Annotated in this window: 20 protein-coding genes; 18 read left to right on the top strand and 2 right to left on the bottom strand. The window is 71.4% G+C overall.

Annotated features, from left to right (window positions below; genetic code table 11):
• The first annotated feature begins 98 nt into the window (after nucleotides 1-98).
• Nucleotides 99-1,526, top strand: a complete 1,428-nt coding sequence (locus tag FBY23_RS23340) for an amidase (protein ID WP_141800322.1) — start codon at nucleotides 99-101, stop codon at nucleotides 1,524-1,526.
• Nucleotides 1,523-2,992 (top strand): short-chain fatty acid transporter, encoded by a 1,470-nt coding sequence (locus FBY23_RS23335; RefSeq protein WP_141800321.1) that lies wholly within the window; start codon nucleotides 1,523-1,525, stop codon nucleotides 2,990-2,992. Before FBY23_RS23340 ends, FBY23_RS23335 begins: the two co-directional genes overlap by 4 nt.
• Nucleotides 2,993-3,063: 71 nt before the next feature.
• On the opposite strand, the gene FBY23_RS23330 is transcribed toward FBY23_RS23335, so the two are convergent.
• On the bottom strand, nucleotides 3,064-4,080 hold the full coding sequence (locus FBY23_RS23330; protein ID WP_260806518.1) for a LacI family DNA-binding transcriptional regulator: 1,017 nt from the start codon (nucleotides 4,078-4,080) through the stop codon (nucleotides 3,064-3,066).
• A 178-nt stretch (nucleotides 4,081-4,258) separates the two neighbouring features.
• On the opposite strand from FBY23_RS23330, the gene FBY23_RS23325 reads away from it, so the two are divergent.
• From FBY23_RS23325 to FBY23_RS23250, 16 genes are all read left to right on the top strand, one after another.
• Nucleotides 4,259-5,791 (top strand): sugar ABC transporter ATP-binding protein, encoded by a 1,533-nt coding sequence (locus FBY23_RS23325; protein WP_141800320.1) that lies wholly within the window; start codon nucleotides 4,259-4,261, stop codon nucleotides 5,789-5,791.
• Complete coding sequence (locus FBY23_RS23320; RefSeq protein ID WP_141800319.1) at nucleotides 5,788-6,819, top strand: ABC transporter permease; 1,032 nt, start codon at nucleotides 5,788-5,790, stop codon at nucleotides 6,817-6,819. The genes FBY23_RS23325 and FBY23_RS23320 overlap by 4 nt, the downstream gene beginning before the upstream one ends.
• Nucleotides 6,816-7,916, top strand: a complete 1,101-nt coding sequence (locus FBY23_RS23315; RefSeq protein WP_141800318.1) for an ABC transporter permease — start codon at nucleotides 6,816-6,818, stop codon at nucleotides 7,914-7,916. Before FBY23_RS23320 ends, FBY23_RS23315 begins: the two co-directional genes overlap by 4 nt.
• Nucleotides 7,913-8,938 carry a rhamnose ABC transporter substrate-binding protein gene (rhaS, locus tag FBY23_RS23310; RefSeq protein ID WP_141800317.1) on the top strand — a complete coding sequence of 342 codons (1,026 nt, stop codon included), beginning with the start codon at nucleotides 7,913-7,915 and terminating at the stop codon, nucleotides 8,936-8,938. The genes FBY23_RS23315 and rhaS overlap by 4 nt, the downstream gene beginning before the upstream one ends.
• A gap of 34 nt (nucleotides 8,939-8,972) precedes the next feature.
• On the top strand, nucleotides 8,973-9,329 hold the full coding sequence (locus tag FBY23_RS23305) for an L-rhamnose mutarotase (RefSeq protein WP_141800316.1): 357 nt from the start codon (nucleotides 8,973-8,975) through the stop codon (nucleotides 9,327-9,329).
• Entirely contained in the window at nucleotides 9,326-10,504 is a 1,179-nt protein-coding gene (gene rhaI / locus FBY23_RS23300) for an L-rhamnose isomerase (RefSeq protein WP_141800315.1), read from the top strand. Before FBY23_RS23305 ends, rhaI begins: the two co-directional genes overlap by 4 nt.
• A 61-nt stretch (nucleotides 10,505-10,565) precedes the next feature.
• Nucleotides 10,566-12,599, top strand: a complete 2,034-nt coding sequence (locus FBY23_RS23295; protein WP_141800314.1) for a bifunctional aldolase/short-chain dehydrogenase — start codon at nucleotides 10,566-10,568, stop codon at nucleotides 12,597-12,599.
• Between the two features lie 8 nt (nucleotides 12,600-12,607).
• Nucleotides 12,608-14,107, top strand: a complete 1,500-nt coding sequence (locus FBY23_RS23290; RefSeq protein WP_260806517.1) for a rhamnulokinase family protein — start codon at nucleotides 12,608-12,610, stop codon at nucleotides 14,105-14,107.
• A gap of 10 nt (nucleotides 14,108-14,117) precedes the next feature.
• Nucleotides 14,118-14,339 (top strand): LuxR C-terminal-related transcriptional regulator, encoded by a 222-nt coding sequence (locus tag FBY23_RS23285; protein WP_141800313.1) that lies wholly within the window; start codon nucleotides 14,118-14,120, stop codon nucleotides 14,337-14,339.
• A gap of 113 nt (nucleotides 14,340-14,452) precedes the next feature.
• Nucleotides 14,453-20,203, top strand: a complete 5,751-nt coding sequence (locus FBY23_RS23280; protein ID WP_141800312.1) for a family 78 glycoside hydrolase catalytic domain — start codon at nucleotides 14,453-14,455, stop codon at nucleotides 20,201-20,203.
• A gap of 111 nt (nucleotides 20,204-20,314) precedes the next feature.
• On the top strand, nucleotides 20,315-21,055 hold the full coding sequence (locus FBY23_RS23275; RefSeq protein ID WP_141800311.1) for a (Fe-S)-binding protein: 741 nt from the start codon (nucleotides 20,315-20,317) through the stop codon (nucleotides 21,053-21,055).
• A complete protein-coding gene (locus tag FBY23_RS23270) occupies nucleotides 21,052-22,524 on the top strand; it encodes a lactate utilization protein B (RefSeq protein WP_141800310.1) in 1,473 nt (490 codons plus the stop codon). The genes FBY23_RS23275 and FBY23_RS23270 overlap by 4 nt, the downstream gene beginning before the upstream one ends.
• Nucleotides 22,521-23,150 carry an LUD domain-containing protein gene (locus FBY23_RS23265; RefSeq protein WP_141800309.1) on the top strand — a complete coding sequence of 210 codons (630 nt, stop codon included), beginning with the start codon at nucleotides 22,521-22,523 and terminating at the stop codon, nucleotides 23,148-23,150. The genes FBY23_RS23270 and FBY23_RS23265 overlap by 4 nt, the downstream gene beginning before the upstream one ends.
• Nucleotides 23,147-24,145 carry a type I glyceraldehyde-3-phosphate dehydrogenase gene (gene gap / locus FBY23_RS23260; protein WP_141800308.1) on the top strand — a complete coding sequence of 333 codons (999 nt, stop codon included), beginning with the start codon at nucleotides 23,147-23,149 and terminating at the stop codon, nucleotides 24,143-24,145. The genes FBY23_RS23265 and gap overlap by 4 nt, the downstream gene beginning before the upstream one ends.
• A gap of 65 nt (nucleotides 24,146-24,210) precedes the next feature.
• A complete protein-coding gene (locus FBY23_RS23255) occupies nucleotides 24,211-24,666 on the top strand; it encodes a MerR family transcriptional regulator (RefSeq protein ID WP_141800307.1) in 456 nt (151 codons plus the stop codon).
• 13 nt (nucleotides 24,667-24,679) lie between these two features.
• Nucleotides 24,680-25,735, top strand: coding sequence for an NAD(P)-dependent alcohol dehydrogenase (locus FBY23_RS23250; RefSeq protein ID WP_141800306.1), 1,056 nt, complete (start codon nucleotides 24,680-24,682; stop codon nucleotides 25,733-25,735).
• A 15-nt stretch (nucleotides 25,736-25,750) separates the two neighbouring features.
• Here FBY23_RS23250 and FBY23_RS23245 read toward each other — a convergent pair whose 3' ends face one another.
• Nucleotides 25,751-26,653, bottom strand: coding sequence for a LysR family transcriptional regulator (locus FBY23_RS23245; RefSeq protein ID WP_222117926.1), 903 nt, complete (start codon nucleotides 26,651-26,653; stop codon nucleotides 25,751-25,753).
• Between the last annotated feature and the right edge of the window lie 16 nt (nucleotides 26,654-26,669).

Here is a 26,669-nt window from a genome sequence, read left to right as displayed (position 1 = left end):
GCGAAATCCTCCATCTAGCCAGGGGTTGTTGCCCGAGAGGTGTGACCGCGCCCACAGTTGAGGCGAATCTCTGAACCCGGATCGAACTGGAGGTCGTCGTGAACGACATCATCCGCTGGACCGCCCGCGAGGTCGTGGACCTGCTCCGCCGAGGCGAGGTCTCGCCGCTCGAGCTGGTCAAGACCCTCGAGGAGCACGTCGCCGACGCGGACGCCGAGGTGAACGCGCTGCCGATCCGCTTCTTCGACCAGGCGCGGGCCCGGGCCGAGGCGCTGATGAGGAGCTGCCCGGACCCGGCCGACCGCGGCCTGCTGGCCGGCCTCCCGGTCGCGATCAAGGACTACAACGACGTCGCGGGCCAGCGCACCACCTTCGGTTCGCCGATCTTCGCCGACACCGTCGCCGAGACCTCCGACGCCATGGTCCGCGTCCTGGAGGAGAACGGCGCGATCGCGTACGCCAAGTCCAACGTGCCGGAGTTCGCCGGCGGCCACACCTACAACGAGGTGTTCGGCGCCAGTCGCAACCCCTGGCACCTGGGCCGCTCGGTCGGCGGCTCATCCGGTGGCGCGGCCGCGTGCCTGGCCGCAGGCTCCGCCTGGCTGGCCACCGGCAACGACCTGGGCGGGTCGCTGCGCACCCCGGCCGGGTTCAACGGCATCGTCGGCGTGCGGCCGACGGCGGGCCGGGTGCCCCGCCGTACCCCCGCCGTCCCGTTCGACACCTTGTGGGTCGAGGGTCCGATGGCCCGCAACGTCGCCGACGCCGCCCTCATGCTCGACGCGATGGTCGGCCACGACGCCCACGACCCGCTGACCCGGCGGGAGCGTCCTGCGTCCTTCCTCGCTTCCCTGGAGCGGTACGACGCCCCGGCGCGCGTCGCGTACTCGCCGGACCTGGGCGTGCTGCCCGTCGACCAGGGCGTGCGCCGGGTCACCCGCGACGCCCTCGCCCACTTCGCCGCGATGGGTGCGGAGGTCGTCGAGGCCGAGCCCGACTTCGGCGGCGCGTACGACGCCTTCCAGATCCTGCGTGCCCATCTGATCGCCACCATGCACGCCAGCACCCTGGAGCGGCACCGCGAGCTGATCAAGCCCGACATCGTCTGGAACATCGAGAAGGGCCTCACCCAGACCGTCGCCGACGTGCAGTGGGCCGAGCGGGCGCGGGGAGCGCTCGTGCACCGGGTGACGGACTTCTTCGAGGACCACGACGTGCTGGTGGTGCCGAGCGCCCCGCTGCCGCCGTTCCCCGTCGAGTGGGCCTCGCCGGCGCAGATCGACGGCACCGAGCTGACGACCTACATCGACTGGATCGCCATCACCTTCTGCATCTCGCTCACCGGTTGCCCCGTCGTCGCGCTGCCCGCCGGGCTGGACCAGGAGGGCCTGCCCATCGGCGTCCAGCTGGTCGGCCGGCCCGGCTCGGAGGCGCGACTGCTCTCCTACGCCGCGCGCTTCGAGCAGGGCGTCGGCATCGCCGGCCGGCTGCCGATCACGCCGCGTTCCGAAGGCGCGGTCCGATGAGCCGGCGCACCGCGGTCGACCAGGACGCCGCCCCGGGGCCCCGCGAGCCCGAGGGCCAGGTCCGCGAGGGCGCCTGGGCCCGGCTCGCTCTGCGCTTCGCCGACTTCGTCGAGAAGTGGTTCCCCGACGCGTTCGTCTTCGCGCTGGTCGCCGTGGCGGTCGCGGCGATCTCCGCGCTCGTGATGGGTGCGCCCGCCACGGCGGTCGCGGACAGCTTCAGCACCGGCTTCTGGGACCTCATCCCGTTCACCATGCAGATGGCGCTGGTCGTCGTCACAGGCTACGTCGTCGCGACCTCCCCACCGGCGAGCCGGCTGATCACCCGGCTGGCCGCCATCCCCCGCACCGGGCGCACGGCGGTCTCCTTCATCGCCTCGGTCAGCCTCGCGACCTCCCTGGTCAACTGGGGCTTCGGCCTGGTCTTCGCCGGCCTGTTGGCCAAGGCGGTCGGGCGCCGCGAGGACATCAAGGTCGACTACCGGGCCGCCGGCGCGGCGGCGTACCTCGGCATCGGCGGCATCTGGGCGCTGGGCATCAGCTCCTCGGCCGCCCAGCTGCAGGCCAACCCGGACAGCCTGACTCCCGAGCTGCTCGCGATCACCGGGGTGATCCCGTTCCGGGAGACCATCTTCTTGTGGCAGTCGCTGGCCCTCGCGGCGATCATCCTCGTCGTCAGCGTCGCCGTCTCGTTCCTGTCGGCGCCGAGCGAGCGCAACGCGGTCACCGCGCAGGAGCTCGGCGTCGACCTCGGCGAGAGGTCCGCGCCCCGGCGCATGCGCGAGCGGCCCGGGGACTGGCTCGAGTTCAGCCCGCTGCTCACGATCGTCGTCGCCCTGCTCGTGGCCGGCTGGCTGATCCGTGAGTTCGCGAGCGGTGACCCGATCGTCGTGATCTCGAACCTCAACACCTACAACCTGCTGTTCCTGGCCCTGGGCATGCTGCTCCACTGGCGCCCTCGCAGCTTCCTCGACGCCGTCTCCAACGCGGTGCCGGCGACCTCCGGGATCCTGGTGCAGTTCCCGTTCTACGCGGGCATCGCGGCGATCCTCACCCGGGCGCAGTCCGGTGACGGCGACACCCTCGCCCACCTCATCTCCGAGGGCTTCGTCAACCTCTCGACCACTGGCACCTTCGCGCTCGTGATCGGGATCTACTCCGCCACCTTGGGCTTCTTCATCCCCTCGGGCGGCGGCAAGTGGATCATCGAGGCGCCGTACGTCATGGACGCGTCGAACGCGATGCACTCCCACCTCGGGTGGACGGTGCAGATCTACAACGCGGCCGAGGCCCTGCCCAACCTGGTCAACCCGTTCTGGATGCTGCCGCTGCTCGGCATCCTCGGGCTGCGTGCACGCCACCTGGTCGGCTTCACCTTCGTGCAGTTCCTCGTGCACCTGCCCCTGGTGCTGGGGCTGCTCTGGTTCTTCGCCGGCACGCTCGACTACCACCCGCCCGTCCATCCCTGACCGTCTGCGGTCGCCGCGTTCCGGGTCATCGGCGCCGATCGGACGAGCCTGGCTCGTCCGATCCGCGCCGGTCAGCCCCCGGTCGAGCGTCGTACGACGAGCTCCGGCTCGAGCACGATGTCGCGCACCTGCACGCCTGGGTCCTCGATCGCAGCGAGCAGCAGGTCGGTGGCCACGGCGCCCATCTCGGCGCGCGGCTGGCGGATCGAGCTGAGCGGGATGGCGGCGGAGGCGGCGAAGTCGATGTCGTCGTAGCCGAGGATGGCGACATCGTCGGGGACCCGGAACCCTGCGAGGGTCAGGGCCTGCAGGACGCCGAGGGCGATCAGGTCGTTGGCGGCGAAGATCGCGTCGGGGCGGTGGGCGCCGGACATGAGCCGCTCGGCGCCCTCGCGCCCGGCCGCGGCGTCCATGGCTGCGGTCTCGACGAAGTCGAGCCGGGCGCCGTCGACCGCGTCGACGGCCTCCTGGGCGCCGCGGAGGCGGTGCTTGACCTGGCTCAGCCCGCGCGGGCCGCCGATGAGGGCGAGGTGCCGGCGGCCGGAGTCGAGCAGGTGGCCGGCGGCGAGGCGGCCGCCGCGGAGGTCGTCGACGGCGACCGAGGAGAACTCGCGGCTGCCGGTACGACGGTCGACCACGACCACGGCAGTCCCGCGCTCGCGCAGCCGGCGCAGCCGGGGGAGCACCTTGCCGACGGGGGTGATCAACAGCCCACTGACGCGCTGCTCCTCGAAGAGGTCGAGGTAGGTCGACTCACGCTGGGCGTCCTGCCCGGAGCTGCCGAGGATGAGCGGTCGGCCGTGGGCGCCGAGGCGCAGCTCGACGCCGCGGGCGACGTCGGTGAAGAACGGGTTGCGGACGTCGAGCACGACCATGCCGACGGCACGGTTGGTGCCGGCACGGAGCTGGCGGGCGGCGTCGTTGCGCACGAAGCCGAGCTCGGCGATGACCTGCTGGACGTGCTCGAGGGTGGCGGGGGAGACCTTCTCGGGCCGGTTGAGCACGTTGGACACGGTCCCCACCGACACGCCGGCGGCCGACGCCACGTCCTTGACGGACATGCTGCGTTGCGCGTCGCTGATGCTCACGGCTCTCCTTCAGGGTTGGGCTCACCCTAGGGCCTCCTCAGGGTGACCGGTCTCATTGTTGATTCGTTTCAAGAAAGTTTCGGGGCACGTCTTGACGCTTGTGAGGGCCGTCACCTAGCGTCGTCTCATTCGCCATTGAAACCTTTCAATCAGGTGAATGTCGAGAGCGAGGAGTGAGATGTCCGACCACGAGGAGCGCACGGGCCCGACGCTCGCGCTGCGGGGTGTCGCCAAGTCGTTCGGCGCGGTGGTCGCCCTGCGCTCCGGGACGCTCGAGGTGGACCCGGGCTCGATCCACGCCCTCGTCGGCGAGAACGGCGCCGGGAAGTCGACCCTGGTCAAGATCGTCGCGGGCGTGCACCGCCGCGACGCCGGCGAGTTCGAGCTGCAGGGGGAGCCGGTCGACTTCGCGTCGACCGCCGAGTCCAAGGCCGCGGGCGTCGCCGTGATCTACCAGGAGCCGACCCTGTTCCCCGACCTCTCGGTCGCCGAGAACATCTTCATGGGCCGCCACCCCCTGCGCGGCGGCCGGCGCATCGACCGTCCCCGGATGTACGCCGAGTCGGAGGCGCTCTTCGCCCGCCTCGGGGTGAGCATCGACCCGCGCCGCGTCGCCAACGGCCTCTCCATCGCCGACCAGCAGCTGATCGAGATCGCCAAGGCGATCTCGCTCGACGCGAAGCTGCTCGTGATGGACGAGCCCACCGCGGCGCTCAGCGGCAACGAGGTCGCCCGGCTCTTCGCGGTGGCGCGCAGCCTGCGCGACGAGGGCCGCGCCCTGGTCTTCATCTCGCACCGCTTCGACGAGGTCTTCGACCTGTGCGACACGGTGACCGTGATGCGCGACGGCGCCTACGTCGCCACGTCCCGGACCGCCGAGACCACCGAGGCCGAGATCGTCGCCAAGATGGTGGGGCGCGAGGTCGCCGAGCTGTTCCCGAAGACCCCGGCCGCGATCGGCGACGTCGTGCTCGAGGTCGAGCGCCTCAGCTCCGCCGGAGAGTTCCACGACGTCTCCTTCCAGGTCCGCGCCGGAGAGATCGTGGGTCTGGCCGGCCTGGTCGGCGCCGGCCGCAGCGAGATCGCCCGCGCCGTCTTCGGTGTCGACGGGTACGACGCCGGCCGGGTGACCCTCGCCGGCCGCCCGGTTCCCCAGCGCAACCCCCGTCGCGCCATCCGCGCCGGCATGGCGTTCGTCCCCGAGGACCGCCGGCAGCAGGGACTGGTCATCGACGGATCGGTCGCCAGGAACATCGCCTCGGTGATCCGCGGCGGCCTCGCCCGGGCCGGCCTGCTGACCGCCCGCACCGAGAACCGTGCGACCGCCCCGTGGGCCGCGCGCCTCGAGGTCAAGACGAGCGCGCTCGACATGCGCGCCGCCACCATGAGCGGCGGCAACCAGCAGAAGGTCGTCATCGCCAAGTGGCTGGCGACCGATCCGCGGCTGCTGATCATCGACGAGCCCACCCGTGGCATCGATGTCGGCACCAAGGCCGAGGTGCACCGGCTCCTGTCCGACCTGGCCGGCCAGGGTCTCGCGATCCTGATGATCTCCTCCGAGCTCCCCGAGGTGCTGGGCATGGCCGACCGTGTGCTGGTCGTCTGCGAGGGCCGGATCACCGCCGACATCCCGCGCGACGAGGCCACTCCGGAGAACGTGATGGCCGCCGCCACCCGCTCCACGACCGCGACGAAGGAGCCGGCCGCATGAGCACCTCGACCCTCGCCCCCTCGCGCGAGAGCGCCGTCACCCGGGCGACCCGCACCGTGCTCCGTTCGCGGGAGCTCGCCATCGTCATCGTGCTGGCGCTACTGCTCGTGGTGGCCACGACCCGGCGCAGCTCGTTCGTGCTGAGCGCCGACGGCTGGCGCGACACGCTCCTGGCGCCGTCGATCCTGCTGCTGCTCGCGGTCGGCCAGATGGTCGTCGTGGTCACGCGCAACGTCGACCTGTCCGTGGGCTCGACGCTCGGCATCACGGCCTACGTCACCGGCAAGATCTTCGTGGCCAACCCGGACACCTCGGTGGTCGTGGTCTTCCTGGCCGGGCTCGCCGTCGGCGCCGTGATCGGCGCCCTCAACGGCCTGCTGGTCACGCTGTTCAAGGTGCCGGCCCTGGTCATCACGCTCGGCACCATGTACGTCCTGCGCGGCGCGCTGACCCACGAAGTCGGCAGCGACCGGATGAACGCCCAGGACTATCCGGCCCACTTCGAGAAGCTGGGCACCCAGCAGGTGCTGACCATCCCGGTGCTGACGATCATCGCGGTCGTCGTCGTCGCGGCCGTCGGCTACTACCTGCACACCGCCCGCGGTGGCCGCGAGCTCTACGCGATCGGCTCCGACCCCGACGCCGCCGACCTCTACGGCCTGCCCACCGCGCGACGGGTGTTCGGCGCCTTCGTCCTGTGCGGTGCCCTCGCCGGCCTGGCCGGCGTCTTCTCCGCCGCCCGCTACGCCACCGCCTTCTCCGGCACCGGCTCCGGCATCGAGCTGCAGGCCGTTGCGGCGGTCGTGATCGGCGGCGTCGCGATCTTCGGCGGCAGCGGCACGGTCTGGGGCGCCGCCATCGGCGCCTTCCTCCTCGTCACCATCAACCGCGCACTCCCGATCCTGGGCATCAGCGAGTTCTGGCAGGGCGCCGTCGTCGGCGCGCTGATCATCGGCTCGATCGTCCTCGACCGCGTGCTCAGCATCCGCCGGACCCAGCAGCTCGTGGAAGCGAGGGACCACGCATGACCACCCTGACTCCCGACGCGCCGCAGGCGGAGCGGGCGACCCGCACCTATCCGGCGTACTCGCGCGGCCTGCTCGCCCGGCTGCTGCTCAACCGCGAGGCCGCGGTCATCGTGGCCCTGGTCGTGGTGTTCCTCTACGCGCTCGGCAACGTGCAGTACTTCGACGGTCCGCTCACCGTCTACAACCTGCTCAAGGAGTACGCGCCCATCTTGCTGATGGCGCTGCCGATGACGCTGATCATCATCACCGGCGAGATCGACCTCTCCGTGGCGAGCACCCTCGGCGCGAGCGCCGCGGTCACCGGCGTCCTGGTCGTCGAGCACGATCTCTCGGTGCCCGTCGCCGCGCTGGTCGCGATCGGCGTCGGTGCCCTCCTCGGCGCGCTCAACGGCTTCTTCGTCGCGTACGTCGGGCTGCCGTCGCTCGCGGTCACCATCGGCAGCCTGGCGCTCTACCGTGGCCTGGCCGAGGGGCTGATCCAGGACAAGCGCGTCTCCGGCTTCCCCGGCGAGCTGCGCAGCTGGCCCACCGACCGCATCGGCGACACCCAGTACCCCAACGTCGTGCTCGTCATCGTCGTGCTGGCCGTGCTGTTCGGGCTCCTGCTCCACTTCACCAGCTTCGGACGCAGCGTCTTCGAGGTCGGCCTGAGCGACGAGGCAGCCCGCTTCTCCGGGGTCGACGTCGCGCGCACCAAGCTGATCCTGTTCACGCTCAGCGGCGCGGTCGCCGCGCTCGCCGGGGTCTACGTCGCCCTGAAGTCCAACTCGGTCGCGACCGACACCGGCTCCGGCTTCGAGCTCAAGGTGATCGCGGGCGTACTGCTCGGCGGCGTCTCCATCTTCGGCGGCCGCGGGGCCCTGCACGGCGTGATCGCCGGCGTGCTCCTCATCGCCGTCCTCAACTCGGCGCTCCAGCTCGACGGCCAGGGCTCCGAGGTCATCCAGATCATCATCGGCCTGCTGCTCGTGGGCTCGGTGATCGCCTCCAACTTCCTGCCGCGGATCCGGGCTCTGCTCCCGCGGCGGGCGGTGACTCCCGAGGTCACCACGAAGACGCCGGACACCGGCGACCACACCCGAAAGGTAGCTCAATGAGGATCCACTCCAAGCGGTTCGCTGCCGGTGCAGCGCTGGCGCTGGTCGCCACCCTGGGCCTGGCCGCATGCGGCAGCGACGACGAGGGCGGCTCGAACGGCGGCGGTGACGCCACCACGGTCACCTTCTTGCCGAAGAACCTCGGAAACCCGTACTTCGAGACCAGCGACGCCGGCGGCGAGAAGGCTGTGAAGGAGTTCGGCGGCAAGTACGCCGAGGTGGGTCCCGACACCGCCGGCCCCGACGCGCAGGTCTCCTACATCGACACCGCCGCCGCCCAGGGCGTGAACGCCCTGATCATCTCGGCCAACGACCCGACCGCGCTGTGCGACTCCCTCAACGCCGCCCGCGACGCCGGGACGAAGGTCGTCACCTTCGACTCCGACACCGACCCCGAGTGCCGCGACCTGTTCATCAACCAGGCCACCGCCGAGGGCATCGCGAAGGTCCAGGTCGACATGATCGCCGAGCAGATCGGTGACAGCGGAGAGATCGCCATCCTGTCGGCGGCGGCGAACGCCACCAACCAGAACGCCTGGATCGACCTCATCAAGTCCGACCTCGAGGCCGACCACCCGAACATCAAGCTCGTCGACACCGTCTACGGCGACGACGACGACCAGACCTCGTTCGACAAGACCGCGGCGCTGCTGGCCGACCACCCGAACCTCAAGGGCATCATCTCGCCGACCACCGTCGGCATCTCGGCCGCGGCCCGCTACCTGTCGACCTCCGACGCCAAGGGCAAGGTCGCGCTCACGGGCCTCGGCACCCCCGACCAGATGCGTGACTACGTCAAGGACGGCACCGTCAAGGAGTTCGCGCTGTGGAACCCGGAGGAGCTCGGCTACCTCTCGGCGTACGCCGGCAAGGCGCTCGCCGACGGCGACATCACCGGTAAGGAGGGCGACACCTTCAAGGCCGGCGACCTCGGCGAGTTCACGGTCGGTGAGGACGCCACCGTGCTGCTCGGCGACCCGTTCCGCTTCAACGCCGACAACATCGACCAGTTCCACTTCTGATCCCGCCACCGCAGGAACAGGGAGAGGGTCCACCATGCCCCGCTACTGCTTCAGCCTCCAGGTCCGTCCCGACCGGATGGACGAGTACGTCGAGCGTCACCGTGCCGTCTGGCCCGACATGCTCGCCGCGCTCGAGGAGACCGGCTGGCGCAGCTACTCCTTGTTCCTGCGGGACGACGGGCTGCTGATCGGGTACGTCGAGTCCGACGACCTCGCCGCAGCTCAGGCCGCCATGGCCGCCACCGAGGTCAACGCCCGCTGGCAGGCCGACATGGCACCGTTCTTCACCCAGCTCGAGGGCACGCCCGACGAAGGCAATGTCGCTCTCCACGAGGTCTTCAACCTCGACGACCAGCTCACCACGGCACGCGCAGAAAGCCACCACTCATGACCGACTTCGCCGCCATCGCGGCTCAGCTCGAAGGCCAGGCCATCGAGCTCCCCTCCTGGGCGTTCGGCAACTCCGGCACCCGTTTCAAGGTCTTCGGCAGCGCGGGCACCCCGCGCTCGGTCGAGGAGAAGATCGCCGACGCCGCCACCGTGCACCGCCTCACCGGCCTCGCGCCGAAGGTCGCCCTCCACATCCCGTGGGACAAGGTCGACGACTACACCGCGCTGCGCGCCTACGCCGCGGAGCAGGGCGTCGAGCTCGGCACCATCAACTCCAACACCTTCCAGGACGACGACTACAAGCTCGGCTCCCTCGCCCACGTCGACCCGAAGGTCCGCCAGAAGGCGATCGACCACCACTTCGAGTGCATCGACGTGATGAACGCGACCGGTTCCCGCGACCTGAAGATCTGGCTCGCCGACGGCAGCAACTACCCCGGCCAGGCCGACCTGCGCGGCCGGCAGGACCGTCTCGCCGAGTCGCTCGCCGCGATCTACGACCGGATCGGCGCCGAGCAGCGACTGGTGCTGGAGTACAAGTTCTTCGAGCCGGCGTTCTACCACACCGACGTCCCCGACTGGGGCACGTCGTACGCCCAGGTCAGCGCCCTCGGAGAGCGGGCCGTGGTCTGTCTCGACACCGGCCACCACGCGCCGGGCACCAACATCGAGTTCATCGTGATGCAGCTGCTGCGTCTCGGGAAGCTGGGCTCCTTCGACTTCAACTCGCGCTTCTACGCCGACGACGACCTGATCGTCGGAGCGGCCGACCCGTTCCAGCTGTTCCGGATCATCTTCGAGGTGATCCGCGGCGGCGGCTACGGCCCGGCCAACCCCGACGGGCGCAGCGACGTGGCGTTCATGCTCGACCAGTGCCACAACGTCGAGGACAAGATCCCCGGCCAGATCCGCTCGGTGCTCAACGTGCAGGAGATGACCGCCCGCGCGCTGCTCGTCGACCGGGCCGCGCTCGACGCCGCGCAGTCGGCCGGCGACGTGCTCGGCGCCAACGGCGTGCTGATGGACGCCTTCTACACCGACGTCCGCGCCGACCTGGCCGCGTGGCGCGAGGAGCGCGGCCTGCCGGCCGACCCGATGCGCGCGTACGCCGAGTCCGGCTACCAGGCCGAGATCGAGGCCGCCCGCGTCGGCGGCACCCAGCTTTCGTGGAACTGAGGGTTTCGAGGCTCGTCGCTAGCGCTCCTCGCACCTCAACCACCGAGTCAAAGGACAAGGAATGAACCCCGCAGCAGCCGCGTTGATCGCGCGCTCCAACCGCCTCGGCGCCGACCCCAAGAACACCAACTACGCGGGTGGCAACACCTCGGCCAAGGGCACCGAGACCGACCCGGTCACCGGTGAACCCGTGGAGCTGCTCTGGGTCAAGGGATCCGGCGGCGACCTCGGCACCCTCAAGGAGACGGGTCTGGCCGTGCTCCGCCTGGACCGGATGCGCAGCCTGGTCGACGTCTATCCGGGCATCGAGCGCGAGGACGAGATGGTCGCCGCGTTCGACTACTGCCTGCACGGCAAGGGCGGCGCCGCGCCGTCGATCGACACCGCCATGCACGGCCTGGTCGACGCCGCGCACGTCGACCACCTGCACCCCGACTCCGGTATCGCGATCGCGACCGCCGCCGACGGCCCGGACCTGACCACCACGATCTTCGGCGACCGGGTCGTCTGGGTCCCGTGGCGCCGTCCCGGCTTCCAGCTCGGCCTCGACATCGCCGAGATCAAGGAGAAGAACCCGCAGGCGGTCGGCTGCATCCTCGGCGGCCACGGCATCACCGCGTGGGGCGACACCAGCGAGGAGGCCGAGACCAACTCGCTGTGGATCATCGACACCGCGGCTGCCTACATCGCCGAGCACTCGAAGGCCGAGCCGTTCGGCCCTGCCCTCGACGGCTACGCCGCCCTGCCCGACGCCGAGCGCCGGGCCCGGGCCGCCGCCCTGGCACCGACGATCCGCGGCATCGCCAGCGCGGACCGCCCGATGGTCGGCCACTTCACCGACGCCGACGTGGTCCTCGACTTCCTGGCGGCCGCCGAGCACCCGCGCCTGGCCGCCCTCGGCACCTCGTGCCCCGACCACTTCCTGCGCACCAAGGTCAAGCCGCTGGTGCTCGACCTGCCCCCGACCGCGTCGGTCGAGGACAGCATCGCTCGGCTGCACGAGCTCGCCGCGGCCTACCGCGAGGACTACCAGGGCTACTACGACCGCAACGCCGTCGCCGACTCGCCGGCCATCCGCGGCAAGGACCCGCTGATCGTGCTGGTCCCCGGAGTGGGCATGTTCAGCTTCGGCAAGGACAAGCAGACCGCCCGCGTGGCGGGGGAGTTCTACGTCAACGCGATCAACGTGATGCGCGGCGCCGAGGGCCTGTCGACGTACGCCCCGATCGACGAGGCGGAGAAGTTCCGCATCGAGTACTGGGCGCTCGAGGAGGCCAAGCTCCAGCGGATGCCGAAGCCCAAGCCGCTCGCCACCCGGGTCGCGCTCGTCACCGGCTCCGCCTCCGGGATCGGCAAGGCGACTGCGGCCAAGCTCGCCGCCGAGGGCGCCTGTGTGGTGATCGCCGACCTCAGCCTCGAGAAGGCGCAGGAGACCGCCGCCGAGCTGGGCGGACCCGACGTCGCCGTCGGCGTCCAGGTGGACGTGAGCAGCGAGGCCGCCGTGCGGGCCGCCGTCGACGCGGCCGTGCTGGCCTTCGGCGGGGTCGACCTGGTCGTCAACAACGCCGGCCTGTCCCTCTCCCGCTCGCTGCTCGAGACCACCGAGAAGGACTGGGACCTCCAGCACGACGTGATGGCCAAGGGCTCGTTCCTCGTCGCCAAGGCGACCGCGAAGGTGATGATCGAGCAGCAGATGGGCGGCGACGTCGTCTACATCTCCAGCAAGAACTCGATCTTCGCCGGCCCCAACAACGTCGCGTACGGCGCCGCGAAGGCCGACCAGGCCCACCAGGTCCGGCTGCTGGCCGCCGAGCTGGGTGAGCACGGCATCAAGGTCAACGGCGTGAACCCCGACGGAGTCGTCCAGGGCTCCGGCATCTTCGCCAGCGGCTGGGGCGCCAACCGGGCCGCGGTCTACGGCGTCGAGGAGAAGGACCTGGGCAAGTTCTACGCCCAGCGCACCATCCTCAAGCGCGAGGTACTGCCGGAGAACATCGCCAACGCCGTCTTCGTGCTCTGCACCGACGAGCTGTCCCACACCACCGGCCTGCACATCCCGGTCGATGCCGGGGTGGCCGCAGCGTTCCTTCGTTGAAGGACTCGGTGACTGAGGTGCGAGCGCAGCGAGCCTCGAAATCGGTCCGGGTCGCCGCAGTCGACCTCGGCGCGACGTCCGGCCGGGTGATGTCCGGCCGGATCAGTGGCGACCGCGTCGAGATCAACGAGATGCATCGCTTCCCCAACGCAGCGGTGCGGGTGCGCGGCTCGCTGTTCTGGGACGTCCTCGGCATCCACCGCGAGGTGCTCAAGGGCATCGGCGAGGTGGCCCGGACCGGACCGTTGCACGGCATCGGCATCGACTCTTGGGCGATCGACCACGGCCTGCTCGACCGCGACGGCCAGCTGCTCGGCCAGGTCTTCAGCCACCGTGACGCCCGCGTCGACGGGATCGCCGACAAGGTCGTCGCGGAGGTCGGTGCCTCGACGCTCTACGGCATCACCGGCATCCAGCAGCTCCCGTTCAACACGCTCTACCAGCTCGTCGCCGCCCGCGGCACCGCCGCGCTCGAGTCGGCCGAGACCGTGCTGCTGCTGCCCGACCTGCTCGGGTACTGGCTGACCGGCGCGCTCGGCGCGGAGCGCACCAACGCCTCGACCACGCAGCTGTACGACGTCCGCTCGGGAACCTGGGCGGTCGACCTGTGCCGGGAGCTCGGGCTGCCGTGGGGCATCCTCCCGCCCCTGCGCGACCCGGGCTCCCTGCTGGGGCCGCTGCTGCCCGACGTCGCCGCCGAGCTGGGAGTCGCCCCCGACGTGCCCGTGGTCGCCGTCGGATCGCACGACACCGCATCCGCCGTGGTGGGCGTTCCCGCCCAGGTGAAGGACTTCGCCTACATCTCCTCGGGCACCTGGTCGCTCGTCGGCCTCGAGCTCGACCGTCCGGTGCTGACCGACGAGGCACGCCGAGCCGACTTCACCAACGAGGTCGGCGTCGACGGGACCATCCGCCTCCTCAAGAACGTGATGGGCCTGTGGGTCCTCTCGGAGTCGCTGCGCTCCTGGTCCGAGCGGCGCTACCACGACGTCGACCTGCGCTCGCTGATCGCGGCCGCCGCGGAGTTCGAGCCGTTGCGCACGGTCGTCGACATCAACGACCCGCGGCTGCTGTTCCCGAGCACCGCCGCCGACCCGATGCCCGAGCGGATCGCCGCGCTGGCCGCAGAGGCCGGCGAGGTCGTCCCGCACTCGCCGGTCGCCATCACCCGCACCATCGTCGACAGCCTCGCCGTCGCCTACCGGCGCCACGTTCGCGCGGCCGCAGCCATCGCGGGCACCTCGCCCGAGGTCGTCCACGTGGTGGGTGGCGGGTCCCAGAACGAGGTGCTGTGCCAGCTCACCGCCGACGCGTGCGGCCTGCCGGTCCTGGCCGGACCGGTGGAGGCGGCAGCGCTCGGCAACGTCCTGGTCCAGGGCCGGGCGCTCGGCGCCGACCTGCCGGACCTGCCGGCGATGCGCGACCTCGTCCGGCGCTCGTACGACGTGCGGCGGTTCGAGCCCCGCACCGGACTCGACTGGGCGGCGGCCGAGCGCCGAGTCGGGTGATGTGGTCGCGGTGCGGCGGGCAGTCTGCGCGGACGAGGAGTGGGCGCCCACGCGCCTCGACCTCGAGATCCTGAGCCTGCTCGCCCGCGGGCAGACCAGCGACGCCATCGGCCGCAGGATGGGCATGTCCGACCGGACCGTGCGCCGGCGGATCCGGACGATCGCGGACGACCTCGGCGTCGACTCGTCGATCGAGGCAGTCGTGCTGGCGGTGCGGCTCGGCCTGATCTGAACGCCCCCGGCAAGGTCGGAATCGGTCCGTCCGGATCAGGACAGGCACCTTGTGGCGACGGTCACATCCCTCCTAGGTTGCGGATTGCAACGTTTCAACCAGGAGGACCCCCCATGACCCAACGCCGCCGGCTCCTGACCTCGACGGTCGCGGCAGCCACTCTCACCCTCGGCATGCTGACGGGGGGACCCTTCGCCTGGACCGCGCCCGCCGTGGCAGCACCGGCCGCCTCCGGCGACGGCCTCACCGTCACCGGCCTGCAGGCCAACGGGCGCACCAAGCCCCTGGGCATCGGCGCCGACGACGTGGTGTTCGGCTGGCGCTCCACCTCCGCGGCCCGCGGCGCGGTCCAGAGCGCCTACGAGCTCGAGGTCTCGCTCGCCGACGGGGGAGCGACGGTCTGGTCCTCCGGCAAGGTCGACTCCGACGACCAGCTCGACATCGCGTACGGCGGCCCGGCGCTCGCCTCGCAGACCCGCTACAGCTGGCGGGTGCGGGTGTGGGACGGCGCGGACCGGGCCGGCGCGTGGAGTGACCCGACCTGGTTCGAGACCGGCCTGCTGGACGCCGGCGACTGGGGCGACGCCGAGTGGGTCGGCGCGCCCGCCGACGTCGAGGCCGCCAAGTGGACCGACTACACGGCCGACTTCGACTTCACCCTCGACAACCTGGTCTTCGCCGCGATGATCCGCAGCGCGAACACCAACAACGGCTACATGTGGCAGGTCAAGGCCGTGGGCAACCAGGCCCTGTTCCGGCCGCACACCAAGATCAACGGCAGCTACGCCTCGCTCGGCGACGTCGACATCAGCTCGATCATCACCGCCGACGAGCTGCGCACCGGCGAGCACCGGATGAGCGTGACCGTCGACGGCGACACGATCACCACCTCGATCGACGGCGAGCAGATCGACTCCCGCACCCGGACGAACTTCGCCCAGGGCTTCGTCGGCTTCCGGACCTCGGTCGCGACCGAGGGAACCGAGGCGTTCACCGTCCACGCCGTGCACGTGCAGGCCGAGAACGGCGCCGTGCTGCTCGACACCGACTTCACCGACGGCAACCCGTTCAACGGCGGCACCCTGGTGAGCGACGGCCTGGAGGTCAAGGGCAACCAGGAGTTCCTCTGGCACTCGCCCGACGACAACCTGCCGCTGCTGCGCACCGACTTCGCGACCGAGAGCGGCAAGACCGTGGAGCGCGCCCGGATCTACGCCACCGCGCGCGGCATCTACGAGCTGACGCTCAACGGCGAGCCGGTCGGCGACCAGCACCTGGCTCCAGGGTGGACCGACTACAACACCCGCTTCCAGCACCAGACCTACGACGTCACCGACCAGGTCCGCGAGGGCGACAACGGGCTGGGCGCGACCATGGGCAACGGCTGGTGGGGCGGCAAGGTCGGGATGTGGGGCCCCGGCGTCTACGGCAACCGGCTCTCGCTGCTCGCCCGGCTCCGCATCGACTACACCGACGGCACCAGCCAGTGGGTCGATTCGGGAGACGACTGGACCACCCACCCCGGCCCGTACCTCGCCGCGGACAACATCGACGGCGAGACCTTCGACGCCCGCCTGGCCCAGCCCGGCTGGGACCAGCCCGGCTACGACGACAGCGGTTGGACGCCCGCCGTGGCCCGCGAGTCCGCGACGGAGCTCGTCGTACCCCAGCCCGACGAGCCCGTCCGCACGACCCAGGAGCTCGACGTCGTCGAGCGCACCGAGCCGACGCCGGGCACCTTCGTCTACGACCTCGGCCAGAACATGGTCGGCGTGGCCCGGATGGTGCTGACCGGCCAGCCCGGGTCCACCGTCAAGGTCCGCTACGGCGAGATGCTCAACCCCGACGGCACGCTCTACACCGCCAACCTGCGCGCCGCGAAGGTGACCGACCACTACACGTTCGGTGCCGGGGGCACCGTCACCTACGAGCCGGCTCTGACCCAGCACGGCTTCCGCTATGTCGAGATCACCGGCGCGGGCACGCCGCCCGCCGCGAGCGACGTCACCGGCGTCGTCTGGGGGTCCGACCTGCCGGCCACCGGAGACCTCGAGACGTCCAGCCCGATGCTCAACCAGCTCCTCAGCAACATCTCGTGGGGCCAGCGCGGCAACTTCGTCTCGATCCCGACCGACACCCCGGCTCGCGACGAGCGGCTCGGCTGGACCGGTGACATCAACGTCTTCGCGCCGACGGCGAGCTACCTGCGCGACACCCGGGCGTTCCTGTCCAAGTGGATGACCGACCTGAGCGACGCGGCGTACGACGACGGCAACCTGCCCGGCATCGCCCCGGTGCCGCCGGGCATCGACCTCGGCACGGGACTCGGCTGGTCCGACGCCGGCATCACCGTGCCGTACGCCGTCTTCAAGGCGCAGGGCGACACCGCGATCGTGCGCCAGAGCTACGCGCTGATGACCAAGTACCTCGACCTGGTCGAGGCCGGGGCGGGCGCCGACCTGATCGACACCGCGCGCGGCAACTGGAACGACTGGCTCAACCTCGACGACCCGACCCCGGTGGGCGTGCTCGGCACGGCCTACTACGCCGAGGACGCGCGGATGCTCGCGGAGATGGCCGCGGCCATCGGCGAGGGCGCCGACGCCGCGCGGTTCGCCCAGCTCTCGGCCGACGTCCGGGCCGCGTTCGGCGCGGAGTTCGTCGCGGCCGACGGCACCGTCACGGGCAACAGCCAGACCGGCTACGCGATGGCGCTGGGCATGGACCTGGTGCCCGACGAGCTGCGGGACGCGGTGGCCGCGAAGTTCGTGGCCAAGCTCGCCGCGAGCGACAACCATCTGACCACCGGCTTCCTCGGGACGCCGTGGCTGCTCCCCGCGCTGACCTCGATCGACCGCGACGACCTCGCCTACGAGCTGCTCCTGCACGAGGACTATCCCTCGTGGGGCTACGAGGTCGCGATGGGCGCCACGACCATGTGGGAGCGGTGGAACTCCATCAACCCGGACGGCTCGTTCGGCGACGTCGGCATGAACTCCTTCAACCACTACGCCTACGGCGCGGTCGGCGACTGGATGTACCAGAACATCGGCGGGATCAGCCCGCTCGAGCCGGGCTATCGCAGGTTCCGGGTGGCCCCGGCGGTGGACGGCGCGCTGAGCGATGCCCGGGGTGAGTACGACTCCGTCTACGGCACCATCGCGACCGACTGGAAGCGACAGGGTGAGGACCTCACCCTGGCGGTCGACGTACCTGTCAACACAACGGCCGAGGTCGTGCTGCCAGCGGCCAACACCTGGGCCGTCACCGAGGGTGGCGACCTCCTCCCCGACGTGGCCGGGGTGCAGGACGTCACCAGTGCCGACGGCGAGGTCGTCGTGACCGTCGGGTCGGGCAGCTACGACTTCACCGTGACCGCGGCCGACGCGCCCCTCGGGGCGATCCTCGACCTGATCGAGGCGGCCCGCGAGCACGTCGGCGACACGGTGTCTGCCGGCGACCTGGCCGACGGCGACGGGACGCACCTGACCGACGGTCTCGACGAGGCCCGGGACGCCGTGCTCGCGGCCCGCACCGCCGAGGGCGACGCCGTCGCCGAGCACCTGGTGGGCGCGCTGGACACGATCCGTGGCCTGCGCACCTGGCTCGGGCTGAGCGACGTGGACGGACCCGTCCGCGGAGACGTCGACCGCCGTCTCGCCGCCGTCGAGCAGGCGCTGGCCCGGGTGGTGATGTCCGCCCACGGCCTGGCCGTGAGCCTTCCGCCGGTCGACGCCCCGGTGGCCGCGGGGAGCGAGGTGTCGGGCTCCGTCGTCGTCGTCAACGACGGTGACGCCCCGGTCTCCGACCTGACCGCGACCGTCGAGGTCGACGGCTGGGCGCCCGCGAGCATCGCGCCGGCCGACCTGGCACCCGGCGCGAGCGCCGAGCTCCCGGTGACCGTGCGCGTGCCCGCGAACGCGGCGGCCGGAGGCCATGACGCCACGGTGGAGGTCTCCTTCACCCTGGACGGCCACGACTACACGGTCGGCGACGCCACTGCGGACTGGGTCCGCGTGGACTCCGGTCTCGGCATCGGCGACATCACGGTGGAGCCGGCCGGCGAGGACCCGGTCGAGCGGCTCGTTCTGGACGTGCCGGTGCACAACGCCGGCGACCGCGACACCCGGGTCTCCGCCGCGGTGCGCGGCCTGGCCGCCGGCTGGCGGTCGGTGCCCTCCGCCGAGACCCTGGTCCCGGCCGGGGAGACGGCCACCGCGAAGGTGCCGGTGACGGTGCCGCTCGACCTGGTCGGCGGGAAGGTCGACCTCACGGTCGATGTCCGGCAGGCCGGCCGGACGACGGTGTCCGAGGCGACGAGCGTGACCGTCGACCTGCCGCACCCGCCCACCGCACAGGCCGTCGACCACGTCGACTTCGGCAACGCGGCCTCGGAGACCGAGCACGCGCTGCAGGCCGCCCCGAACAGCGGCACCAACAGCGAGGCCGGCTACACGCGACGCTATGCGCACTCGTCGTACCCCGGCTCCTGGTACTCCGTGGAGGTCGACGTCCCCGCCGGGGAGCCGTTCCTCATCCGCAACATCGAGACGTACGACGGCGCACGGACCAAGAAGTACAACGTGTACGTCGACGGGACGCTGGTGAGGACCCAGCTGGTGCCGCGCACGGAGAGCGGTCTGGGGATCAAGGTCTACGACCTTCTCGTCGACGACCCGGCGGTGCTGCCCGCCGACGGGACGGCGCGGATCAAGTACGAGTACCCGCTCGACGCGTCGGGCTACTTCGACCCGTCGATCGCCGACATGTGGGTGCTGCCGCTGGGCGACGACACCCGGGTGCCGGACGTCGCGGCCACGGTCGCCACCGGCGTGCCGGGAACGGGCGGCTGGTACGCCTCCCCGGTCACCGTCGAGGTGGCGGCCGCCGACGGTCGCGACCCCGTGCCGGCCGTCGAGGTCGGCCAGGACGCGGGCTGGCAGGCCTATGCCGGAGCGGTCGGGATCGCCGAGGAGGGCGAGCACACCGTCTCCTACCGCGCCACCGACGCTGCGGGCAACCGGTCGCCGGTCGGCGAGTTGAAGGTCGGCATCGACCTGACGCCGCCCGCCACCGTCCTGACGATGGAGCGGGGCAGCGGCGTGGACGGGTCCGACCGGGCCCGGCTCGCGCTCGCCGCGGAGGACGCGCTGAGCGGCGTGGCCACCACTCGCTACCGGATCGACGGGGGAGCATGGCAGCGCGCCGACGACAGCCCGGTCCTGGTCGAGGGGTACGGCGACCACGTGGTCGAGTACACGTCGACCGACCTCGCCGGCAACACCGAGGCGGTGCACCGGACCACGGTGACGCTCGCCGACGTCGACCGGATCGCCGCGGTCGTGGCGCCTCAGGTGACGGGTGTCGCGCAGTACGGCGCGACGCTGACCGCGACCGACGGCTCGTGGAACACCAAGGGGCTGGACCTCGCCCGCCAGTGGCTGCGGGACGGGCAGCCGATCCCGGGCGCGACCGGCTCGACGTATGCCGTCGGGGTGGCGGACCTGGGCGCCCGGCTCGCGGTGCGGGTCACGGCCAGCAAGGCCGGTGGGAGCGGGGTCGCCGACTCCGCCGCCGTCGGTCCGGTCACTGCGGCCGACCTGGCTCTCGGGGTCCTGGTGGTCTCCGGCAAGGCCCGGGTCGGCAAGCGGCTGACGGGGAGCCTGGCGGTGCCGGCCGGCGCCACGGTGGGCTACCAGTGGTTCGCGGGCAAGAAGGCGATCAAGGGCGCGACGGCCCGCTCGCTCCGGTTGGGCGCGAAGCTCACCGGCAAGCGGATCAGTCTGCGCGTCGTCGTGTCCCTGCCAGGTCACCAGACCGCGACGGTGACCAGCGCCAAGACCGCGAAGGTCAAGCGCCGCTGACCTCCCGGCGGGAGTGAGGCCCGGAGTGGCCCAACCGCGTGACTCGCGGTTGGGCCGTTCCGGCGGTACGGTATGAATCGTTTCAAGAGCCAGGAGTGGGAGAGTGGGGCCATGCGGGTCGCGTTGATGGTCACCTGCGTCAACGACGCCATGTTCCCCGGGACCGGCCAGGCCGTCGTCCGGCTGCTCCGCCGGCTCGGCGTCGATGTCGACTTCCCCCAGGCGCAGACCTGCTGCGGGCAGCCGATGGTCAACACCGGCTACCTCGACGAGGCGGTGCCCGCGGTGCGGTCCTTCGTCCGGGCCTTCGAGGGGTACGACGCCGTCGTCACGCCGTCCGGCTCGTGCGCCGGCTCCGCGCGGCACCAGCACCAGCTCGTGGCGGCGCGCTCCGGAGATACCGGCCTGGCGGCCGCGGTCGCGCAGACCTCGCCGAGGACCCACGAGCTGAGTGAGTTCCTCGTCGACGTGCTCGGGGTGACGGACGTCGGGGCGTACTTCCCGCACTCGGTGACCTACCACCCGACCTGCCACTCGCTGCGGATGCTCGGAGTCGGCGACCGGCCACGCCGGTTGCTGGAGAAGGTCCGCGGACTGCGACTCGTGGACCTGCCGAAGGCGGAGGAGTGCTGCGGCTTCGGCGGCACCTTCGCGCTGAAGAACTCCGACACCTCGGTGGCGATGGGCTCCGACAAGGCGCGGCACGTGCGCGAGACCGGCGCCGAGGTCCTCGTCGCCGGTGACAACTCGTGCCTGATGCACATCGGGGGAGTGCTGAACCGGGGGCGGTCGGGCGTCCGGGTGATGCACCTCGCGGAGGTCCTCGCCTCGACCGAGGAGCAGCCGGCATGACGGGCCCGACGACCGGAACCTTCGTCGGCATGCCGGCCTTCCCCACGGCAGCCCGGACCGCCCTCGCCGACACCCAGCTGCGCCACAACCTGGCCCACGCCACCGGTGTGATCCGCGGCAAGCGGGCCGCGGTGGTCGGCGAGGTCGACAACTGGGAGGAGCTGCGCCTGGCCGGCGCGGCCGTCAAGGAGCGCGCGCTGCGCTCGCTCGACACCCACCTCGTGCAGCTCGAGGCGTCGCTGACCGCACGCGGCGCCGTCGTGCACTGGGCGCGCGACGCCGAGGAGGCCAACCGGATCGTCGTCGACATCGCCCGTGCGCACGCCGTCGACGAGGTCGTGAAGGTCAAGTCGATGGTCACCCAGGAGATCGCGCTCAACGAGGCGCTCGAAGACTCGGGCATCGCGGCCTGGGAGACCGACCTCGCCGAGCTCATCGTCCAGCTGGGGGGCGACCTGCCCAGTCACATCCTGGTGCCCGCCATCCACCGCAACCGGGCCGAGATCCGCGAGATCTTCCGCCGCCGGATGGGCGAGGTCGGCCGGCCCGCTCCCGACGACCTCACCGACGAGCCGGCGGTGCTGGCCGGCGCCGCCCGCGAGCACCTGCGCGAGAAGTTCCTGCGCGCCCGGATGGCCGTCTCCGGCGCGAACTTCGCCGTGGCCGACACCGGCACCCTGGTCGTCGTCGAGTCCGAGGGCAACGGCCGGATGTGCCTGACCCTGCCCGAGGTGCTGGTCAGCATCGTCGGCATCGAGAAGGTCGTCCCGACCTGGGCCGAGCTCGACCCGCTGCTCCGGCTGCTGCCGCGCTCCTCGACCGGCGAGCGGATGAACCCCTACACCTCGACCTGGACCGGCATCACACCCGGCGACGGCCCCCAGGAGGTGCACGTCGTGCTCCTCGACAACGGACGCACCCGGGCCCTCGCCGACGAGACCGGCCGCCAGGCGCTGCGCTGCATCCGGTGCTCGGCCTGCCTCAACGTCTGCCCGGTCTACGAGCGCACCGGTGGCCACGCCTACGGCTCGGTCTACCCCGGTCCGATCGGCGCGATCCTGAACCCCCTGCTGCGCGGTACCGGCGACCCGCAGACCGACTCGCTGCCCTACGCCTCCTCGCTGTGCGGCGCCTGCTTCGAGGCCTGCCCGGTCCGCATCGACATCCCCGAGGTGCTGGTCCACCTGCGCTCGCAGGTCGTCGACGGACACCGCGAGGACCGGATCCCCAAGCCCGAGGCGGTGGCCTTCCGCGGTGCCGCGTGGGCGTTCGGCGACGCCTCCCGGCTCGACCGCGTCGAGCGACTCTCCTCCGTCGCGGGACGGATCCTGCGTCGTCGCGGCCGTACGTCGCTCGGTCGCCTTCCCGGTCCCGGCTCGGCCTGGACCGACGCCCGCGACCTGCCCGCGCCACCGACGGAGTCCTTCCGTGAGTGGTGGCAGCGCACCGACGGAGGGGAGCGCCCATGACCAGTGCGCGCGACGAGATCCTCGGCCGCGTCAGGGCGGCGCTGCACGACGTCGAGGGGACGACCGAGCCGGTCGTCGCGCCGCCCGGCGCCGTGCCGCCGGCCGCGATCGGCCTGGTCGCCCACTTCGCGGAACGTGTGGCCGACTACCGCGCGACCGTGGTCCGCTGCTCGTCGGACGCGGTCTCCGTCGCGGTGGCGGCCGCGCTCCCCGCCGGCGCGCGGGTCGTCGTACCGCCCGGCCTGCCGGACGATGTCCTGGCCGGGGTCCCCTCCCCGGTCGCGGACGCCGGCCTCACCGCGACCGATCTGGACGCGATGGAAGCCGTCGTCACGTGCTGCCGGGTGGGCATCGCTGAGACGGGGACGATCGTGCTCGACCACGAGGCCGACCAGGGGCGCCGGGCGATCACCCTGGTCCCGGACCGCCACGTCTGCGTCGTGTACGCCGGCCAGGTGGTCCCCGACGTACCCGACGCCTTCGGGCTGCTCGACCCGCAGCGCCCGCAGACCTGGATCAGCGGCCCCAGCGCCACCTCCGACATCGAGCTCGACCGGGTCGAAGGCGTCCACGGGCCGCGCCACCTGCACGTGATCATCGTCGACGAGAGGACAACCGCACCGTGACTGTTCGTGTAGGCGTCAACGGCTTCGGTCGGATCGGCCGCAACTTCTTGCGCGCGGTGCGCGCGGGTGGTGCGGACATCGAGATCGTCGGTGTCAACGACCTGACGGACACCGCGACCCTGGCCCACCTGCTGAAGTACGACTCGATCCTGGGACCGCTGGATGCCGACGTGCATGCCGGTGACGGCGTGATCGTGGTGGGCGATGCGGAGATCAAGGTCTCGGCCGAGCGGGACCCGGCCGCGCTGCGGTGGGGCGAGCTGGGGGTCGACGTCGTGGTCGAGTCGACCGGGTTCTTCACCGACGCGACCAAGGCGCGGGCGCACGTCGACGGCGGGGGAGCGAGGAAGGTGATCATCTCGGCGCCGGCCTCGAACGAGGACGTGACGATCGTGATGGGCGTCAACCACGAGGCCTACGACCCGGCCGTGCACACGGTGATCTCGAACGCCTCGTGCACGACGAACTGCCTGGGTCCGATGGCCAAGGCGCTCAACGACGGCCTGGGCATCGTGAAGGGTCTGATGACCACGGTGCACGCCTACACCGCGGACCAGAACCTGCAGGACAACATCCACAAGGACCTGCGCCGGGCCCGGGCGGCGGCGTTGAACATCATCCCGACCTCGACGGGTGCGGCGAAGGCGATCGGGTTGGTGCTGCCCGAGCTCAAGAGTCGTCTCGACGGCTACGCGCTGCGGGTCCCGACCCCGACGGGCTCGTTGACCGACCTGTCGTTCGAGGCGTCGCGGGAGACGAGTGTGGAGGAGGTCAACGCGATCGTGAAGGCGGCTGCCGACGGCCGTTACCTGGTCTACTCGACCGACCCGATCGTGTCTTCTGACATCGTGACCAACCCGGCCTCGTGCATCTTCGACGCGCCGTTGACGAAGGTGATCGGCAACCAGGTCAAGGTCGCGGGCTGGTACGACAACGAGTGGGGCTACTCCAACCGGCTGGCCGACCTCGTCGTCCACGTCGGCGCCGGACGCTAGAGGCGCCTGGGCCTGCGAGCAAGATGCTTTGACTTCAAGTACTCGAAGTTCCTAGCCTCGTCGAAGTGAGCTCACGAACGGCCGGCCGGACCTTCTCCATCAAGGAAGCAGCCGCACTGACCGGGCTCCCGGCGAGCACTCTGCGCTACTACGAGTCGGTCGGGGTGGTCGCACCCGTGGGCCGCTCGGCGAGCAGCGGGCACCGGGTCTACACGGAGGGCGACCTCGACGTGCTGACCTGGGTGGCGTGCCTCAACGCGACGGGCCTGTCGATCAGCGACATGCGCCAGTACGTCGAGAACGGGGCCAAGGGAGCGGCGGCGGCCGACCAGCAGATCGAGCTGCTCGCGGCCCAGCGGGACCGGCTGGCGGTGGAGGCCGAGCAGCTCGCCGTACGACGTCGCTACGTGCAGCTCAAGATCGACTACTGGCAGGCCGTGGCCGACGGCGACCAGGACCGGGCGCGGGCCCTGTCCGAGGACGCCCTCGCCCTCGCCGACTCACTCAAGAAGAACCCCTGACGAGGAGATGACCATGACCTACGACCGCAACCACGTCGCCGCCTGGGCCGCGCCGAGCAGCAAGGCGCCGCTCGAGCCGACCACCATCGAGCGCCGCGAGGTCGGCGCGAACGACGTCCTCATCGCGATCGAGTACGCCGGCATCTGCCACTCCGACATCCACACCGTGCGTGGGGACTGGGGTCCGCAGCCGTTCCCGGTGGTGCCCGGGCACGAGATCGTCGGCGTGGTCGCCGAGGTCGGCTCCGGCGTGACGCGCCACCGGGTCGGCGACCGGGTCGGCGTCGGCTGCCTGGTCAACGCGTGCCGCGAGTGCGTCAACTGCCTGCGCGGCGAGGAGCAGTTCTGCACCAACGGCAGCGTCGGCACGTACGCCGCCACGGACCGCGACGGCTCCACCACGCAGGGTGGCTACTCCACGCACGTCGTGGTGGACGCGAACTTCGTGCTGTCGGTGCCCGAGGGCCTCGACCCGGCTGCGGCCGCGCCGCTGCTGTGCGCCGGCATCACGACGTACTCGCCGCTCAAGCGCTGGGGCGCCGGCCCGGGCAGGAAGGTCGCGGTCCTCGGCCTCGGCGGGCTGGGCCACATGGCGGTCAAGATCGCGCACGCGATGGGCGCCGAGGTGACCGTGCTGTCGCAGTCGCTGAAGAAGCAGGAGGACGCCGAGCGACTCGGTGCCGACCACTACTACGCGACATCCGACCCGACGACCTTCGAGGCGCTCGCCGGCGAGTTCGACCTCATCGTCAACACGGTGAGCGTCAGCCTCGACATGAACTCCTACCTCCGCCTGCTCGCCGTCGACGGCGCCATCGTCAACGTCGGCGCGCCGCCGCGGCCGTTCAGCGTCTCGCCGATGTCGCTCATCTACGGCCGGCACTCGCTCGCCGGGTCGATGATCGGCGGCATCGCGGAGACGCAGGAGATGCTCGACTTCTGCGCCGAGCACGGCATCGGCTCCGAGATCGAGGTGATCGCGGCGGACACCGTCAACGAGGCGTACGAGCGGGTGCTCGCCTCCGACGTCCGCTACCGCTTCGTGATCGACGCCGCCACCATCGCCTAGCTGTGCGGCGGACCACTAGCGCCCGTACGGCGCGTGCTCGACCACGTGGTCGCGCAACCGCGTCGCGACGGGCGCCAGGGGGCGATCGGTCCGCCAGGTGAGGCCGATCGTCCGGCGGGCCCGGGGGTTGCGGATCCGCAGGCCCGTCGTCCCGGACACGCCGGCCATGTTCTCCGGGACGATCGCGACGCCCAGGCCGGCGGCCACCAGGCCCTCGATGGTGGCGAGGTCGGCGCTCTCGAACGAGACCGGGGGAGCCACGCCCGCGTCGGCGAGCAGGCCCTCCACGAGGGAGCTGTGGCCGAAACCGGGTGGTGTGGTCACGAGGTCGTCGTCGGCGAGCTCGGCCAGGTCGACCAGCTTGCGGTCCCGAAGCCGGTGCGTGGGGCCGACGGCGACGACCAGGCGCTCCTCCTGGAGGGGCACCCAGGCGAAGTCGCCGGGCGGCCGGGCGGACATGATCGCGAGCTCGGCCGCGCCCGTCGCCAGGTCGCGCATCATGTCGTGTCCCGGCTCCTGGGTCAGCTCGACCCGGACCAGCGGCGCCTGCTCGTGGAAGCCGCGCAGGATCCGCGGGACGAGCGAGGTCGCGATCGAGTCGAGGAAGGCGAGCCGGACGATGCCGCGCTCCGGGTCGTGCCGGGTGCCGAGCTCGTGGCGCAGCTGCTGGTAGCGACCCAGCATCTCCCGTGCCGTGGCCACCACCAGCTCGCCGTCGGGGGAGGTGACCAGGCCGTGGGGCACGCGCTCGAAGAGGCGGACGCCGAGCTCGTCCTCGACCCGGGCCAGCGCGCGGGACAGCGTCGGCTGGCTGACGCCGAGCACGGCCGCGGTGTCGGTGACGTGCTCGTTGTCGGCCAGCGCCACGATCCACTCGAGGTCGCGCACCAGCACCCAGCGATCATACGTGTGACGCATGCAGAATGACGATCAA

Source organism: Nocardioides sp. SLBN-35 (assembly GCF_006715725.1).
Classification (GTDB): domain Bacteria; phylum Actinomycetota; class Actinomycetes; order Propionibacteriales; family Nocardioidaceae; genus Nocardioides.
Note: the sequence above shows the minus strand (reverse complement) of the source record. Positions and strands in the feature narration are given on the sequence as shown.

What these genes read in the sequence shown, in the direction of transcription:
- FBY23_RS23335 (WP_141800321.1), top strand. Translation starts at nt 1,523, where the DNA reads ATGAGCCGGCGCACCGCGGTCGACCAGGACGCCGCCCCGGGGCCCCGC.
- FBY23_RS23325 (WP_141800320.1), top strand. Translation starts at nt 4,259, where the DNA reads ATGTCCGACCACGAGGAGCGCACGGGCCCGACGCTCGCGCTGCGGGGT.
- FBY23_RS23320 (WP_141800319.1), top strand. Translation starts at nt 5,788, where the DNA reads ATGAGCACCTCGACCCTCGCCCCCTCGCGCGAGAGCGCCGTCACCCGG.
- FBY23_RS23315 (WP_141800318.1), top strand. Translation starts at nt 6,816, where the DNA reads ATGACCACCCTGACTCCCGACGCGCCGCAGGCGGAGCGGGCGACCCGC.
- rhaS (WP_141800317.1), top strand. Translation starts at nt 7,913, where the DNA reads ATGAGGATCCACTCCAAGCGGTTCGCTGCCGGTGCAGCGCTGGCGCTG.
- FBY23_RS23305 (WP_141800316.1), top strand. Translation starts at nt 8,973, where the DNA reads ATGCCCCGCTACTGCTTCAGCCTCCAGGTCCGTCCCGACCGGATGGAC.
- rhaI (WP_141800315.1), top strand. Translation starts at nt 9,326, where the DNA reads ATGACCGACTTCGCCGCCATCGCGGCTCAGCTCGAAGGCCAGGCCATC.
- FBY23_RS23295 (WP_141800314.1), top strand. Translation starts at nt 10,566, where the DNA reads ATGAACCCCGCAGCAGCCGCGTTGATCGCGCGCTCCAACCGCCTCGGC.
- FBY23_RS23280 (WP_141800312.1), top strand. Translation starts at nt 14,453, where the DNA reads ATGACCCAACGCCGCCGGCTCCTGACCTCGACGGTCGCGGCAGCCACT.
- FBY23_RS23275 (WP_141800311.1), top strand. Translation starts at nt 20,315, where the DNA reads ATGCGGGTCGCGTTGATGGTCACCTGCGTCAACGACGCCATGTTCCCC.
- FBY23_RS23270 (WP_141800310.1), top strand. Translation starts at nt 21,052, where the DNA reads ATGACGGGCCCGACGACCGGAACCTTCGTCGGCATGCCGGCCTTCCCC.
- FBY23_RS23265 (WP_141800309.1), top strand. Translation starts at nt 22,521, where the DNA reads ATGACCAGTGCGCGCGACGAGATCCTCGGCCGCGTCAGGGCGGCGCTG.
- FBY23_RS23250 (WP_141800306.1), top strand. Translation starts at nt 24,680, where the DNA reads ATGACCTACGACCGCAACCACGTCGCCGCCTGGGCCGCGCCGAGCAGC.
- FBY23_RS23245 (WP_222117926.1), bottom strand. Translation starts at nt 26,653, where the DNA reads ATGCGTCACACGTATGATCGCTGGGTGCTGGTGCGCGACCTCGAGTGG.